This is a genomic window from Kitasatospora sp. NPDC087314 (assembly GCF_044744365.1).
GTDB lineage: Bacteria > Actinomycetota > Actinomycetes > Streptomycetales > Streptomycetaceae > Kitasatospora.
In genome coordinates, this window is the sequence record NZ_JBIUYE010000004.1 from 163,973 (window position 1) to 179,080 (window position 15,108).

A 15,108-nucleotide genomic window follows, 5' to 3' on the forward strand; every position below is an offset into this window, starting at 1 on the left:
TTACCAGACGCGGCGGTCGGCGGGGGTGCCGCGGCCGGTGCGGAGGTGGCGGATGAGGGTGCGGCGGAGATCGCGGTCGTGGTCGGTTTCGACGGGGAGGTCGAGTTGGACGATGTCCACGCCCGCCGAGCGGAGGAGGCCGATGCGGGCGGCGACGGTGGCGGGGGAGCCGGCGTAGGCGGCGGTGAGGGAGCGGCGGATGTAGGCGGCCACCTGCTCGTCGCCGCGGGACGGGTCGGAGCGGCCGCGCTCGCGGTCCCGGTCGAGCTGGACGGCTTCCGCCCAGCGTCCGCCGCCGCCACCGGCGGTGAGGCGCAGGGCGTCGCGGCGCAGCTGGCGGACGCGGTCGCGGGCCGCCTCGTCGGTGTCGGCGAGGACGAGGGTGACGTGCCGCCAGATCCGCAGGGTCCGGCCGTGTGCGGCGGCTGCGGCGCGGACCTGGGCGATCCGCCGGCGGGTGTCCGGCAGGGGCAGCGGGCTGACGGCGTACACCTCCGCGTAGCGGGCCGCGAGGTCGAGGCCCTGCGGTGACGAGCCGCCGAAGGAGACCAGCTCGCCGCCCGGTCTCGGGTGCAGACCGGGGCGGGCGGCGGCCACGGTGTAGAACTCGCCCTTGTGGTCGATGTCCTGGTCGGCGGCCAGGTAGCGGGTGAACAGGTCGAGGTACTCGTCGGCCCTGCGATAGCGGTCCTGCTTGTCCAGGAGATCGCCGTCGCGGGCCGTGTCGTGGTCGCTGGAGCCGATGATGACGTGGGCCGCCGCCCGCCCGCCGGAGAGCCGGTCCAGGGTCGCCAGGGAGCGGGCGGCCACGGTCGGCGCGGTGGTGCCGACGCGGTGGGCGACCGCGATGCGGAGCCGTTTGGTGGCGGCGAGGGCCCACGAGGCGACCAGCCACGGGTCGGGCCACGAGCTGGACTGCACCACCAGGGCGCTGTCCAGCCCGTCCTCCTCGTTCTCCCGCGCGGTGCGGGCGACGTGCTCGGGGTCGGCGGTGCGGTCGCGGCCGTCGGGGGCCCAGCGCAGCGCCTGGCGCTCCTGCGGGGTGCGACCGGGTACGGGTGCGGCGCGAACCCCGCCGCGGATTTCGAGGGGCACGGCTCTCCTCGGGCTGTGAGGACGGATGCGGTGAGAACGGATGGGGGTGCAGGACGGATGGTGGGCAGGGCGGATGGGGCGGAGGACGGATGGGATGCAGGGCGACGGTCAGTGGGCGGCCGGGCCGAGCCGGGCCAGGGTGTCGAGCAGCTTGGCCCGGCTGACGAACACCTCGGGCGGCAGCGACACGTACAGCTGGATCGTGGTGACGCCGGGGCGGTGGTAGGCGAGGATGCGCTCCCGGCACTCCTCCGGCGAGCCGCTGACGAACAGTCCGTCGACGACCTCGTCGGGCAGCGCCTTCTGGGCGCCCTCCGGGTCGCCGGAGGCCCAGAGACGGTGGGTCTCGGCGAGCAGGTCGCCGTGGCCCAGCCACTCGTGGAACTTGCGGTACGGCTCGCGGTTGAGGATCCAGGCCAGGAACGGGCGGGTGGCGCGGTGGGCGTAGTCGGTGTCCTCGGTGGGGCAGACGAAGACCTTGACCACCAGCTCCTTCCCGGGCGGCTGCGGACCGACGGCGTCCAGGATCTTCGGCACGTCGTGCGGGAACAGCAGGTTGGTGATGGCGCCGTCGCCCTCGTTGAAGCCGAGCCGGAGCATGTTGGGCCGCAGCGCGCCCAGGATCACCTTGACCGGTTCGGCCGGCGGGTGCGGCAGCCGGTAGCCGGTGATGTCGAAGGTGTCGAACCCGCCCGAGACGTATTCGCCGCGCAGCGCCCGGGTGACGAACCGCAGCACGTCCCGGGTGCGCTTGAACGGTTCGTCGAACGGGATGCCGTTGATGTCGGTGACGTGTGCGGGGACGGAGGCGCCGATGCCCAGCAGGAGCCGGCCCGGGGCGAGTTGGGCGAGCGTCGCGGCGGTCTGGGCGAGCACGGCCGGGCCGCGGGTGTGCACCGGGACGATGCCGGTGCCGATCCGCAGCGTCGGGGACCAGGCCGCGGTGGCGGCCAGCGGGGTGAACGCGTCGGTGCCGCCGCCCTCGGCGCTCCACACGTCGGTGTAGCCGAGGTCGGGAAGCCGCTCGACCAGGAACCGGTGCCGGTCGATGGTGAGGCCGGGCAGGGGGAGGGTGATGCCCCACTTGGGCGGCGCGGCGGGCCCGGTGCCGTGCGGGGCGTCGGGCGGGACGGTCCCGGTGTGGTGGTGGGGCCGGTGCGGGTCGGTCATCGGGATGGCCGTCCTTCCTGTGGTACTCGGTGCGCGGAGGCGGTGTACGGGGTCGAAGGGGGCGGTGCCCGGGGTCAGCGGACCCGCACCGTGGTCAGGTCGAGGAACCAGGACCGCGGCTGAACCAGCCCCTGGACCTTCGGCGAGAGGGCCCGTGGATTGCGGTCGTTGACCACGAACAGCCAGGGGGCGTCCTGGGTGACCAGCGAGAGCGCCGTGCGGTACCCGGCCTGCCGGGCGGCCTGGTCGGTGTTGGCGGCCGAGGAGGCGAGCAGCTCGTCGACCTGCGGGTTGGCGTAGTGGCCGGTCCAGAACGGGCTCTTGGACCCGATGAACAGCGGAAGCAGCGCCTCGGACTGGAACAGCGTGGTGGACTGGGCGACGGCGTCGGAGCCGAGCGCCACCTGGCCCTTGGCCTCGGCGCCGATCAGCGTGGTCCAGTCGGTCGTGCGCAGCTCGACCTTGATGCCGACGGCGGCGAGGTCCCGCTGGAGCGCCTCGGCGATCGGCACCGGCAGCAGGTTTCCGCTGCCGCCGGTGGGCACGGTGACGGAGGTGCTGAACCCGTTCGGGACGCCGGCCTCGGTGAGCAACTGCCGTGCCTTGGCCGGGTCGTAGGAGTAGACGTCCCCGGCGGGGTGGTAGGCGGCGGTGGCGCGCGGCGCGGCCTGGTAGGCGGGGTCGGCGGTGCCGTGCAGCAGTTTCTCGGCGATCGCCTTGCGGTCGATCGCGTAGTTGGCGGCCCTGCGGACCAGCGGGTTGTTCCAGGGCGCCTTCGAGGTGTCCAGGATCCAGTACCAGAGGTGGTCGTAGCTGTTCGTGGCGATCTGCACGCCGTCGGCCTTGAGGCTGTCGATGTCGTCCGGGTTCGGGTACTCGATCCAGTTCACGCCGCCGGAGCGCAGGGCCGCGGTGCGGGCCGCCGCGTCCGGCAGTGCCTTGATCACGAGCCGGTCGAGCTTGGGGGCACCGCGCCAGTAGTCCTTGTTGGCGGCCAGCTCGATCTGCTGGCCCTCGGTCTGCGAGACGAAGGAGAACGGGCCGGTGCCGACCGGGTGCTCGGAGAAGTGCGCCGAACCGGTGCCGCGGACGGCGGTGGGGCTCGCGATCAGGACGTGCGCGAGGTCCTCGGGGAAGTGGCCGTTGGGGTCCTTGGTGACCAGTTCGACGTGGTCGGCGTCGGTCTTGCGGTACGAGGCGATGTCGCCCGCGTACTCGGCGGCGGCGGCGCCGAGGGCGTCGGTGTACTCGGGGCTCTTCTTGTCGAGGTAGCGGGCCAGGTTGAAGATCACGGCGTCGGCGTCGAACGGGGTGCCGTCCTGGAACTTGACGCCCTTGCGGAGGGTGAAGGTCCAGGTCCTGGCGTCGGCGGCGACCTGCCAGTCGGTGGCCAGGGCGCCGGTGACGACCGGCGGCTTGTCGGTGTCCTCGAGCAGCTCGTACCGGGTGAGGCCCTCGTAGAGCTGGAAGGAGACCAGTCGCTTGCCCTCGAAGCCGGCGCCGCCGATCACGGTGTCGGGGTTGGGGAGCTTGCCGGTGGCCCCGATGACCAGGGTGCCGCCGTGGCCGTGGCCGTCGTCGCCGCCCGCTCCCGCGGAGCCGCCGTCGGACCCGGCGCAGCCGGCTGCCGCCGTGAGCAGGACGGCGGCGGCCGGCAGGGCGACGGCTCTGGTGCGGATCCGGGCGGTGCGCGTCATGGCGATTCCTCGTCGGTTCAGTGGTGTGGGGTTCGAGCGGTACGGGATTTCGGCGGTACGTAGCTCCGGCGGTGCCGGGTGGGAAGCGCGCTACGGCGCTCCGGAACCGCCGCCGGCAGCCTCCAGCAGGGCCCGGGTGTACGGGTGCGCGGGGGAGTCCCAGAGGAGGTCGGTGGGGCCCTCCTCGACCACCCGGCCGTGCCGAAGCACCAGGACCCGGTGGGCGAGGTGCCGGACGACGGCGAGGTCGTGGGAGATGAACAAGTAGGCCAGGCCCGTGCGTTCCTGCAGGTCGGTCAGCAGATCGAGCAGACGGGCCTGCACGCTCCGGTCCAGGGCGGAGGTCGGCTCGTCGCAGACCACCAGGTCCGGCTCGGTGGCCAGGGCCCGGGCGACGGCCACCCGCTGGAGCTGCCCGCCGGACAGCTCTCGCGGGTAGCGGGCGGCGAGCGCGGGCTCCAGGCCGACCTGCGCGAAGAGCCGGGCGACGGCCGCGGCGCGCTCGGCGCGTGGCGTGCCGTGCAGCCGGAGCGCGAAGGCGACCGCCTCCCCGGCCCGCAGGCTCGGGTTGAGCGATCCGCGCGGGTTCTGCGGGACGAACTGCAGCCGGCCCCGCAGCGCGCGGTCGGCGCGGCCGCGCAGCCGGTACGGATCGCGGTCGGCGAAGCGGACGCTGCCGGAGTCGGGGGACAGCAGACCGAGGGCGAGGCGGGCCAGGGTGGACTTTCCGGAGCCCGACTCGCCGACCAGGCCGACGGTCTCGCCCGGCGCGACGCAGAGGCTGACGCCGTCCAGGGCGCTCCGGTCGCCGTAGCGCTTGGTGACGGCGTCGACGACGAGCAGGGCGGGGGCCGGGCCGGGCGAGGTCCGAGCCGCAACCGGCAGGGCGCGGGCCTGTCCACGGGCTCGGGCGTGGACGTGGGCCTGTGCCGGGGCGTGGACGTGGGCCTGTGCTCGGGCGTGGGTGCTCATCGGCGGGCTCCCGGTTCGGCGGCCAGCAGGGCGGCGGTGAAGGCGTGTTCGGGTTCCCCGAGCACCCGGTCGGCGGGGCCGAGTTCGACGATCCGGCCGGCCCGCATGACCGCGACGGTGCCGCCGATCCGGCGGGCCACCGTGAGGTCGTGGGTGACCAGCACCAGCGCGATGCCGCAGTCGGCGCGCAGGGTGGTGAACAGGTCCAGGATCCGGCCGCGGACCAGCGCGTCGAGCGCGGTGGTCGGCTCGTCGGCGATCAGCAGTTCCGGTCCGCAGCAGATCGCGACGGCGATCGCGGCGCGCTGGCGCAGGCCGCCGGAGAGTTCGTGCGGGTACGCCCGGGCGACCCGCTCCGGGTCGGGTACGCCGGCGGTGACGAGCAGCCCGGGGACGGCCTCGCGGGCGGCCCGGCGGCCGCTCGCGATCCCGTGCCGGCGCAGCACCTCGGCGAGCTGCGGGCCGATCCGGCGCAGCGGGTCGAGGGAGGCGGTCGGGTCCTGCGGCACGTAGCCGATCCGCCGGCCGCGGACGTCGGCCAGCTCGCGTTCACCGAGCGACCGCAGGTCGGTCCCGGCCAGCCGGACGGCTCCGGTGACGGCGGCGCCGTGCCCGGGCAGCCCGAGCACCGTACGGGCGACGGTCGTCTTCCCGCTGCCGGACTCGCCGAGCAGGACCAGGGCCTGGCCTGCGGGAAGGGCGAGGGACACGCCGTCGACGGCCCGGACCCCGCCGGGGTACTCGACGGTCAGGCCGTCGACCTCCAGCAGCGCGCTCACACGCCCACCCGCTTCGCGGCGCGCGGCCGGGGGAGCCGGCCCGCCATGGCGGGGGCCGACGGCGGCAGTTGGGCGGCGGTGTCGCCGATGCGGGTGCGCAACGCCTCGCCGAGGGTGTTGAAGACGACCGAGACGACGAGGATGACGAGGGCCGGCTGCACCGCCACCCAGGGGTGGGTGAGCAGGGACGGTCGCAGTTCCTCCAGCATCGCGCCCCACTCGGCGGTGGGCGGGGCGACCCCGAGCCCGAGGAAGGACAGCCCGGCGGCGTACATGATGGCGAGCCCGACCAGCGAGGACGCGTAGACCAGGACCACCGGGGCCACCACCGGGGCGACCTGCCGGAGGACCAGCGCCCCCCAGCCGGCGCCGCTGACCCGGGCGGCCGCCAGGTACTCGGCGCTCCGGACCCGCCGGGTCTCGGTGAACGCGACCCGCGCCACCGCGGGGGTGAGCACCACCGAGAGCGCGAGCACGGTCGCGCCCAGGCCGGGGGTGAGCAGTGAGGCGACGGCGATCGCCAGCAGCACCCCGGGGAAGGCGTAGAGCACGTCCAGCAGGCGCAGCAGGGCCTGCTCGGTGGTCCGGCCGCCGAGCCCGGCCACCACGCCGAGCAGCGTGCCGACGACGGCGGCCACCGCGACCGGCACGAACCCGCCGGTGAGCGAGGCGCGCCCGGCCCAGATCAGCCGACTGAGCAGGTCGCGGCCCTGGCCGTCGGTGCCGAGCGGGTGGCCGGGGCTGCCGGGGTCGAGCAGCCGGTCCGCCAGCCGTCCGGCGGCCGGGTCGTACGGGGCCACCAGGGGCGCGGCGAGTGCGAGCAGGAGCAGCAGCGCCGCGAGGGCGGCGGGGACGGTCAGGCCGAGGTTGGCTCGGCTGAGGACACGTGACGTCACATCAGTTCCTTACTCGCGGGTCGATCACCGCGTGCGCCGCGTCCACCAGGATGTTGACGCCGACGAACGCGACCGCCACCACCAGCACCCCGCCCTGCACCAGGGGCAGGTCACGGGAGGTGAGGGCGTCGTAGAGCAGCCGGCCGATGCCGGGCCAGGCGAACAGGGTCTCCACGAAGATCACCCCCTCCAGGAGGTAGGCGAGTTGCAGGCCGCCGATGGTCAGCAGGGCCGGCGAGGCGTTGTGCACGCAGTGCCGCAGTACGGCGGCCGGGCGCAGGCCGCGGGCGCGCAGCGAGTCGGCCAGTTCGCCGGCCAGCACGCCGCCCAGTGCGGCCCGGAACACCCGCGCGGTGAGCCCGAGCGGGACGAGCGCGGCGGCGACGGCCGGCAGGACCAGGTGGCGGGCCAGGTCGATCGGGCCGCCGTCGCCGAACACGTCGTGCGTGCCGCCGGCCGGCAGCCAGCGCAGGCCGACGGCGAAGACGGCGATCAGCAGCAGGGCCACCGAGTACTGCGGGGCGGAGACCGCGAGGGCGGACAGCGCGCCGGAGATCCGCCCGCCGGGGCCGCGCGGGCGCAGCGCGCCGAGGGCGCCGAGCGCCACCCCGCCGGCCAGCACCAGCAGGAACGCGGCCGCGGTCAGGGTCAGCGTCTGGCCGAGCGCGGGGAGCATGAGGTCGACGACCGGGCGCTGACCGGAGATGGAGGTGCCGAGGTCGCCGGTGAGCGCGTGTCCGAGCCAGTCGGCGTAGCGGACGGGCAACGGCTGCTCCAGGCCGAGCCGTTCGGTGAGTTCGCGGCGGGCCTCGGGCGGTGCGCCCGGGCCGAGGAAGGCGGCGACCGGGTCGCCGGGGACCAGCGCGACCGTCGCGAAGACGACGGCGGTGACGCCGAGCAGCGTCGGCACGGCCAGCAGGAGCCGGCGTAGGAGGAACCGGGTCACCCGCCGGCCCTCCGGGGCGAGGCGCCGGACTGGCCGGCGGCGGGCCGGCTGGGCGGGGCGGGCATGGTTCTGGTGGTCCTTCCGGGGGAGGGCGGTTCGGATCGGGTCGTCGGGGCTGCGACCGGCGGCGCCCGCGGTGTCGGGCCGCCGCACCGGGCCCGGGGAGACCGTGCGCCGTGGGGCGGAGGCCGCGTTCGGGCGACTCGGGTTGCGGGGCCTCGGATGCGGGCCCCGGTCGGGCGCTCCGTGGGGCGCCGGTGACGCTTCGGCAGCTGCGGCTGCTGGAAGGAGGGTTGCGGACCGGTGGCCCGGACAGCCAGTCAGCACTTGATGCTGTTACTTCCGGTCACAGCATCCGCGGTACCAGGACCGCCGCTGCCCGGGCCATCGAGGCCCGGTCCCATCCTTGACCTGCACAAGGAACCGGACCTAGGGTTCCCCGCATGGCTATTCGGCGGACCGACATCACCCTGGTCGGGATCGGCGGCTCGTGGCACCGAAGGTGTTTCGACGAGCTCTGTCGACCGCGCGCAACGCGCTGACCGCCCCGGTTCAAGCCGCCGCGGTCGGCGCTTCTCCCCAGTCCCGGATTCCGCGGCCGACGCCCGTCCGCGTCCTCGGGGATCCTCGCCGCAGCACACCGTGCCCATGGGGCCGGCCCGCCACCAGCAAGGGGACCGAATCGCCATGCCGTACCTCAGACGTCCTGCCTCCTCCTCCGGAGGTGCCGGATGGCAGCAGTGAGCAAACTCGCCGTTCCGGCCGGCCCGCGCGGCCGCCGGCTCCCCGCCCGGCGCGGGGCCTGCGGTGGTGCCACCCCGGTGGACGCACCCGCCGCGGGCGCGTCCCGGTTGCACACCGAGATCGACAATCCGCTCGACCTGATCGCCGGTCACCAGTTGCTGGCCGAGACGGTCCCGCCACGGTCGGCCGGGCCGGCCGCGGCCGGGTGCGGGTGCGGCCATCCGATGTGCGTGGAGGAGCGCCGCGACCGCACCGAGGTCGCCCGGGTGTTCCTGGTCGAGCGGCACTCGGTGGCCAGCGCCGGGCTGCGCAGCGTGCTGGCCACGGTGCCCGGACTGGCGGTGGTCGGGTCCACCGGTGACCGGCTGCGCGCGGTGGCGGCCGTGGGCCGCATCGCACCGGACGTCATCCTGCTCGGCCGGGGCGCGAGTCTGGAGGAGGACCTCGCCGCCGTGGTGGCGTTGCGAGGCCCGGACGCGGCGCCCGCCGCCCGGGTGCTGCTGCTGCGCCGGGCCGAGTCGACCGCCGAGGCGAGCCGGATGCTGCTGGCCGGGGCCAGCGGGTGCTTCCCGCTCGAGCTGGCCGAGGACCGGATCATCGGCGCGGTCCAACTCGCGGCGGCCGGTGGCTCGGTGTTCCTGCCGGCGCCACCGCCGGCCCGGGCCCACGCGACGGCCCCCGCGCAGCACGTCGGCGAACTGCCCCCGGCCCGGGCCGGGCTGACCGAGCGTGAGCGCGAGGTTCTGGTCAAACTCGGGCTCGGGCTGAGCAACGCCGAGATAGGGCGTGAACTCGCCCTGGCCGAGGCCACCGTGAAGAAGCACCTCACCCAGGCCATGCGCAAGATCGGGCAGCCCGACCGGCTGCGCGCCGCGCTCTACGCCCACCGGCACGGCCTCGCCGGCTAGACAGGTCCCCACCCACCGCCAGAGGGCGGGTCCCGCAGCACGCGGGGCCCGCCCTCCGTCGTGTCCCGGCGCCCTTGTGTGTGGGGGGGACCTTCGGAGCATCCGCGAGGCGACGATCGGGGGCCTGGGCGGCGCCGTTCGGGGCTACCGGGGCGCGCGCCCCGCTCCGTAGCGTGGCGGGAACGACGACGACACGACGGTCCGACGGACCGTTCAGCCGAAGGGAGAAGGCCCGATGGGGGGTGTGTCCGACAGGGTCGGCGATCCGATCGGCTCCGGAGATGCGGCGGGTGCCGAGGCCGGCCCGCGCACGGCGGTGCTGGCCGCCGGGAACGACCGGCACCCCGGCGCGGAGCAGCCGAGGTCCCCGTACCGCGCGATGGCGGACGCCGAGCGGTCCGCGCTCTGGCGGCAGCGGCTGCACGAGGCCGAGGCCGGGTTGACGCGGTACCTGGTGTCTCGCGGGAACGAACTCCACCTCACCGACTGGTTCGTGCTGCAGTCCGAGCTCTTCGCCGACCTGCCCGGACCGGACGCCCCGGCGGTCGAGTGGCAGCGGGTGTTCTTCCGGGGCCAGGCTCTGATGGAACGTTTCCTCGTGCTCCGCTACGGCGAGGAGGTGCTCGGGGACTGGGCCCGGTCCAATGCCGAGGTGCACCGCGAGGTCGAACCCGACCGCGGCCGGGGCGCCGCCGACCCGATCCACCGGATCGCCCGGCAGGCCGAACTGTACGGCTCGGACTACGAGTTCGACGAGGACGCGCCGCCCGGCGCCGAGCGCGCGGCGCTCACCATCACGCACTGCGCGATCTGGGACTACCGCGAGAAGGCCCGTCGTACGGGTGTCCAGCTGACCCTCGCGTCGCCCTGCACGTACTGCACCGACGCGCTCTCCGCGAACATCCGCGCCAAGGGCTACCGGCCCGCGCACCGCCTGACCAACGGCCCGACCGGCCACGGCTGCCGCTGGGAGTCCAGCGCCGTGGCCGAGCCCACCGCCGCCACCGACGAACCCGGGGAGTCCTGACATGTGCGGCGTCACCGGCTGGATCGACTGGGACACCGATCTGCGCCACCAGGCGCAGACGGTCCGGGAGATGACCGCCACCCTGGCCTGCCGCGGCCCGGACGCGGACGGCGTCTGGCTCTCCCGGCACGCCGCGTTCGGCCACCGCCGGCTGTCCGTGATCGACCTGGACGGCGGCGCCCAGCCGCTCGCGGACCGCCCGGGGCCGGACGCCGACGCCGTCCTCTGCTACAACGGCGAGCTCTACAACCACCGGGAGCTGCGCGCACAGTTGGAGGCCCTCGGGCACGTCTTCCGGACCCGCTCGGACACCGAGGTGGTCCTGCGGGCCCACCTCCAGTGGGGAAAGGACGCACCGACCAGGTTCAACGGCATCTTCGCCTACGCCCTGTGGGACGCCCGGCACGAGGAACTGCTGCTGGTCCGCGACCACCTCGGCATCAAGCCGCTGTACTGGCACGCCCACCCCACCGGGGTGCTGTTCGGCTCCGAGCCGAAGGCGGTGCTCGCCAATCCGCTGTTCCGCGCCGAACTGGACGCCGAGGGCATCGCCGAGCTGTTCGCGCTGCCCGCCGCGCCGAGCGCCGGCCACGGGATCTTCCGCGGACTCCACGAGGTCCGGCCCGGTCACCTGGTGGTCGTCGGTCGCGGCGCCACCCGTGAGTTCCGGTACTGGCGGCTGGAGTCGGCCGACCACCGGGACGACGCCGAGACCACCCGCCGGACCGTCCGGGAGGTGCTCGCCGACGCCGTCGAGCGGCAGCTGATCAGCGACGTGCCGCTGTGCACCCTGCTCTCCGGAGGGGTCGACTCGAGCGCGGTCACCGCACTGGCCGCGACCGCCCGCGAGCGGGCCGGCCAGGGGAAGATCGCCAGCTTCTCGGTGGACTTCCCCGGAAGCGCCGACCGCACCCCGGACGCCTGGCGGACCACCCGTGACGCCCCCTACGTGGCCGCCGCCGCCGAGCACATCGGCACCCTGCACACCACCGTGCTGGTGCCCGACGACGACCTGCTGGACGCCCGGGACGCGGTCCTGCGCGCCCGGGACCGGCCCGGCTGGGGCGAGATGGACGCCTCGCTGCACCTGCTCTTCCGCGAGGTGCGGCGGCGCTCCACCGTCGCGCTCTCCGGGGAGGCCGCGGACGAGATCTTCGGCGGCTACCCGTACTTCCACGACGCGGCCGCCGTCCACGCGCCGACCTTCCCGTGGCTGCACGGCAAGGCCACGCCGGCGGACCTGCTGCGCCCGGACGTCCGGGCCGAGGTGCGCCCCGAGGAGTACACCGCCGCCGCGTACCACCGCTCGCTCGGCGAGGTGTCGCGCCTGCCCGGCGAGTCGGCCGGCGACGCGCGGATCCGCGAGGTCTTCCACCTCGCGCTCACCCGCTGGCTCCCGCCGCTGCTGGACCGGGTGGACCGGGTGTCGATGTCGGTCGGCCTGGAGGTCCGGGTGCCGTTCTGCGACCACCGCCTGGTGGAGTACCTCTGGAACGTCCCGTGGGCGCTCAAGGCGCCGGACGGGCGGGCCAAGGGGCTGCTCCGGGACGCCGTCCGGGACCTGCTCCCGCCGCAGGTCACCGACCGTCCCAAGAGCGGCTACCCGTCCACCCCGGCCGTCCGCTACACGGAGGTGCTCACCGCCCGGGCGAACGAGCTGCTGGCCGACCCGAACGCGCCGGTCTTCGAGCTGGTGGACCGGGAGTCGGTCCGCAGGCTGCTCGCCGAGGGCCGGTCGCTGCCCAGCCCGCGCACCGCGCCGAACCCGGTCGGCGGCCTCGACCACCTGGTCCAGGTCGACGAGTGGCTGCGCGCCTACCGGGTGGCGCTGCGATGAGCGGCTCCGCCCCGACCGCGACCACGGCGCAGGCCGCCGCGCAGGCCACGGCGCAGGCCACCGAGGAGGCCTTCCGGGCCGCCTCCCGCGGCTGGACCACCGGGGTCGCGGTGGTCACCACCCGCGCGGGCGAGGAGGTCTTCGCCAAGACGGTCTCCTCCTTCAGCACCCTCTCCCTCGACCCGCTGCTGGTCACCGTCGCGGTCAGCCGGCGCAGCCCGCTCGTGGCCGCGGTCCGCGCCTCCGGGCGGTTCGGCCTCTCGGTGTTGACGGACCGTCAGTCGGGCGTGGCCCGGCGGTTCGCCACCCCCGGGGCGGGGCGCGCGCTCGGCGGGTTCACCGCGGTGCCGATGCGGACCGTGGCCACCGGCGCCCCGCTCGTCGAGGACGCCCTGGCCTGGTTCGACTGCGGGCTGCACGGCACCCTCCCCGGCGGCGACCACACCATCCTGGTCGGCCGGGTCGCCGCGGCGGACCGAGGTGCCGGCGACCCCCTGCTCTACCACGACGGCCAGTACCGCGTACTGGCCCCGACCCCCTTGAACACAACCGGAGTTGGCGCATGACACTGCTGGACACCATCCCCGGTCGCGGCGCGCCCGCCACCGCCCGCGGCCTGCTGACCGGCGACCGGTACCGGGCCGAACTGGACGACGGCCGCGAGCTCTACCTCGACGGTCAGCGCATCGCGAACCCCGCCGAGCACCCCGCGTTCCGCCCGGCCGTGGACGAGCTGGCCCGCCTGCTCGACCTCCAGCACGACCCCGCCCACCGCTCCCTGCTGACCTGGGAGGACCCGGACAGCGGCCTGCGGCTGGCCCGCGCCTACCAGCCCCCGCGCACCCTGGAGGACCTCCGGGTCCAGCGCCGGAGCGCCGAGTTGTGGCACGCCGAGGCGCTCGGACAGCAGGGCCGCTCGCCCGCCTTCATGGCCTCGATCGCCGTCGGCGTCTACGACTTCCGGCACCGGCTGGCCGAGGCCGACCCGCGCTTCGGCGCCAACGCCGAGGCGTGGTACCGCCACTGCGCCACCAACGACCTGGTCCTGTCGCACGCCCTCGGCGACCCCCAGATCGACCGCTCCGCCAACCCGCTGGACGACCCCGACCTCGCCCTGCGCGTCCTGGCGGAGAACGACAAGGGCATCGTGGTGCGCGGCGCCAAGCAGCTCACCACGCTCGCCCCGCTCGCCCACGAGGTGCTGGTCTACCTCTCGGCGTCGTTCACCGAGGGCCGGGGCGAGGAGTTCGTGGTCTGGTTCGCCCTGCCGCTCAACACCCCCGGACTGATCACCCTCGCCCGCGAACCGCTCGGCAGCGCCTCCTGGGGCCACGCCCACCCGCTCGGCGCGCGGTTCGACGAGCAGGACGCGATGCTCTTCTTCGACGACGTCCTGGTGCCCTGGGACCGCGTCTTCCTGCTGCGCAACGCGGACCTGGCGCGGACCGGCCTCGGCCGGATCAACGCCTGGAGCGCCTACGTCGGCCACATCCGCTACCGCGAACGGCTGCGGACCCTGCTCGCCGGCGCCACCCTGGTCGCCGAGTCGATCGGCGTCGACGGCTTCCGCAACATCCAGGAGGACCTCGGGCGGCTCGCCGGGTACGCCGAGCTGACCGAGTACTTCCTGGACGCCGCCGAGGCCCGCGGCGGCGTCACCGACGGCGGCCTGTTCGCCCCCGGCGACACGGCGGCCTCCCGGGTCTGGTCGGCCGAGGTGGCCGGCAGCGCCGTCGAGATCGTCCGCCGGATCGGCGCCTCGGGGCTGCTCATCCAGCCCACCGCCGGCGACCTCGCCAACCCCCGGCTGCGCCCGCACCTGGACCGCTACATGCGCGGCCGGGACATCGACGCCGAACGCAAGTCCCGGCTGTTCCGGATCGCCTGGGAGCTGACCGGCGACGGCTTCGGGCAGCGCCAGGACCTCTACGAGTACGTGCACCGGGGCGACCTGGCCCGCAACCGGATCAACATCTTCAAGCGCTACGACCAGAGCGCCGCCCGCGAGCGGCTGCTGCAGCTGGTCGACGGGACCGCCTCGGAGCAGCCCGCCGCACAACAGCCCGCCGCCGCACAGCCGTCCACCGTGCAGCCCGCCACCGTCGAGGAGAAGCAGCCGTGAGCACGTCCGCCGTCGAGATCCAGGCCCGTACCCTCGCGGGGTACGCCGACGCCAGCCGGCTGCGCCAGGTCCAGGACCGCGACTGGGTGCTCGACCAGGTCACCGGTGCCCCCGGGTCCCTGATCGACCTCGGCAGCGGGATCGGCCAGTTGCTGCAGTCCGCGCTGGAACGCTTCCCCTCCCTGCGGCGCGCCGTCGGCCTGGAGCGCTCCGAACACCGCATCGCCGAGGCCGCCGCCCGGCTCCGGCCGTACGGCGACCGGGTCGCCCTGCACCGGGCCGATCTCACCGTGCCCGAGCCGCTGCCGTTCCGGGTCGAGGTGATCACCCAGACCTCGGTGCTGCACTGGCTGTACCCGGACGAGGCGCGGATCTTCGCCTGGGCCGCCGCGCACCTGGCCCCCGGCGGCCGGTTCCTGCTCACCACCTACCACCCGGCCCGGGACGAGCGCGGCCTCGGCGGCGAGGACGAGCTGGTCCGCGACGCCCTGGTCGCCCTCGGCACCCCGTACGACGAGGTTCCCGGCGTCCTCGAACGCGGCGGGGTGCTGCCGATCGCGACCCGGACCAGGACCGTCGAGGACCTCACGGCGGTGCTCGGCCCGCACCTCGAGGTCGCCGGCCACCTGGAGCGCGACGCCGTCGTCACCGTCGACGGCGCCGCCCAGTACGAGCACTTCCACGCCGCCACCTTCGGCGACTACTACAGCCGCCTGGTTCCGGTGGACCGGCGGGCGGCCTTCTTCCGTGCCGTCGGCGAGAGCGCCTGGCGCCGGCAGCAGGAGCGCGGCCACGTCAGCCACATGCCGGTCAGGCTCTGGGAGCTGACGTCTCGTTAACAGCATGTGTAGCCCGCCGTTCACCCCTGGGGTGAACGGCGGGCTACGCCTACGCTGGTGCCGGGGCTTGTCCGGC

13 protein-coding genes are annotated in these 15,108 nt (G+C 75.0%); 6 read left to right on the forward strand and 7 right to left on the reverse strand.

Features of this window, described 5'->3' with window-relative positions:
- The 7 genes from ACIO5E_RS10065 to ACIO5E_RS10095 form a co-directional block, all read right to left on the reverse strand.
- Positions 1-1,095: an LLM class flavin-dependent oxidoreductase gene (locus tag ACIO5E_RS10065; protein WP_400665621.1), complete on the reverse strand. Its 1,095-nt coding sequence runs from the start codon at positions 1,093-1,095 to the stop codon at positions 1-3.
- A 108-nt stretch (positions 1,096-1,203) separates the two neighbouring features.
- The gene (locus tag ACIO5E_RS10070; RefSeq protein WP_400665623.1) at positions 1,204-2,265 is read right to left on the reverse strand and encodes an LLM class F420-dependent oxidoreductase; all 1,062 of its coding nucleotides are present in this window, start codon (positions 2,263-2,265) and stop codon (positions 1,204-1,206) included.
- A 74-nt stretch (positions 2,266-2,339) separates the two neighbouring features.
- Positions 2,340-3,962 carry an ABC transporter substrate-binding protein gene (locus ACIO5E_RS10075; RefSeq protein ID WP_400665625.1) on the reverse strand — a complete coding sequence of 541 codons (1,623 nt, stop codon included), beginning with the start codon at positions 3,960-3,962 and terminating at the stop codon, positions 2,340-2,342.
- 90 nt (positions 3,963-4,052) lie between these two features.
- Positions 4,053-4,934: an ABC transporter ATP-binding protein gene (locus ACIO5E_RS10080; RefSeq protein WP_400665627.1), complete on the reverse strand. Its 882-nt coding sequence runs from the start codon at positions 4,932-4,934 to the stop codon at positions 4,053-4,055.
- Entirely contained in the window at positions 4,931-5,713 is a 783-nt protein-coding gene (locus ACIO5E_RS10085) for an ABC transporter ATP-binding protein (RefSeq protein ID WP_400665629.1), read from the reverse strand. The genes ACIO5E_RS10080 and ACIO5E_RS10085 overlap by 4 nt, the downstream gene beginning before the upstream one ends.
- Entirely contained in the window at positions 5,710-6,609 is a 900-nt protein-coding gene (locus ACIO5E_RS10090) for an ABC transporter permease (protein WP_400665630.1), read from the reverse strand. The genes ACIO5E_RS10085 and ACIO5E_RS10090 overlap by 4 nt, the downstream gene beginning before the upstream one ends.
- A 1-nt stretch (position 6,610) precedes the next feature.
- Positions 6,611-7,555: an ABC transporter permease gene (locus ACIO5E_RS10095; protein WP_400665632.1), complete on the reverse strand. Its 945-nt coding sequence runs from the start codon at positions 7,553-7,555 to the stop codon at positions 6,611-6,613.
- A 731-nt stretch (positions 7,556-8,286) separates the two neighbouring features.
- Between ACIO5E_RS10095 and ACIO5E_RS10100 the strand changes: the two genes are divergently transcribed.
- The 6 genes from ACIO5E_RS10100 to ACIO5E_RS10125 all read left to right on the forward strand — a co-directional run bounded on the left by ACIO5E_RS10100 (position 8,287) and on the right by ACIO5E_RS10125 (position 15,032).
- Entirely contained in the window at positions 8,287-9,207 is a 921-nt protein-coding gene (locus ACIO5E_RS10100) for a LuxR C-terminal-related transcriptional regulator (protein WP_400665634.1), read from the forward strand.
- A gap of 235 nt (positions 9,208-9,442) precedes the next feature.
- Positions 9,443-10,234 carry a hypothetical protein gene (locus ACIO5E_RS10105; RefSeq protein WP_400665635.1) on the forward strand — a complete coding sequence of 264 codons (792 nt, stop codon included), beginning with the start codon at positions 9,443-9,445 and terminating at the stop codon, positions 10,232-10,234.
- A 1-nt stretch (position 10,235) separates the two neighbouring features.
- Positions 10,236-12,071, forward strand: coding sequence for an asparagine synthase (glutamine-hydrolyzing) (gene asnB, locus ACIO5E_RS10110; protein WP_400665637.1), 1,836 nt, complete (start codon positions 10,236-10,238; stop codon positions 12,069-12,071).
- A complete protein-coding gene (locus ACIO5E_RS10115) occupies positions 12,068-12,637 on the forward strand; it encodes a flavin reductase family protein (protein WP_400665639.1) in 570 nt (189 codons plus the stop codon). The genes asnB and ACIO5E_RS10115 overlap by 4 nt, the downstream gene beginning before the upstream one ends.
- Positions 12,634-14,193 carry a 4-hydroxyphenylacetate 3-hydroxylase family protein gene (locus ACIO5E_RS10120; protein WP_400665641.1) on the forward strand — a complete coding sequence of 520 codons (1,560 nt, stop codon included), beginning with the start codon at positions 12,634-12,636 and terminating at the stop codon, positions 14,191-14,193. The genes ACIO5E_RS10115 and ACIO5E_RS10120 overlap by 4 nt, the downstream gene beginning before the upstream one ends.
- Positions 14,190-15,032: a class I SAM-dependent methyltransferase gene (locus tag ACIO5E_RS10125; RefSeq protein WP_400665643.1), complete on the forward strand. Its 843-nt coding sequence runs from the start codon at positions 14,190-14,192 to the stop codon at positions 15,030-15,032. Before ACIO5E_RS10120 ends, ACIO5E_RS10125 begins: the two co-directional genes overlap by 4 nt.
- Positions 15,033-15,108: the final 76 nt, after the last annotated feature.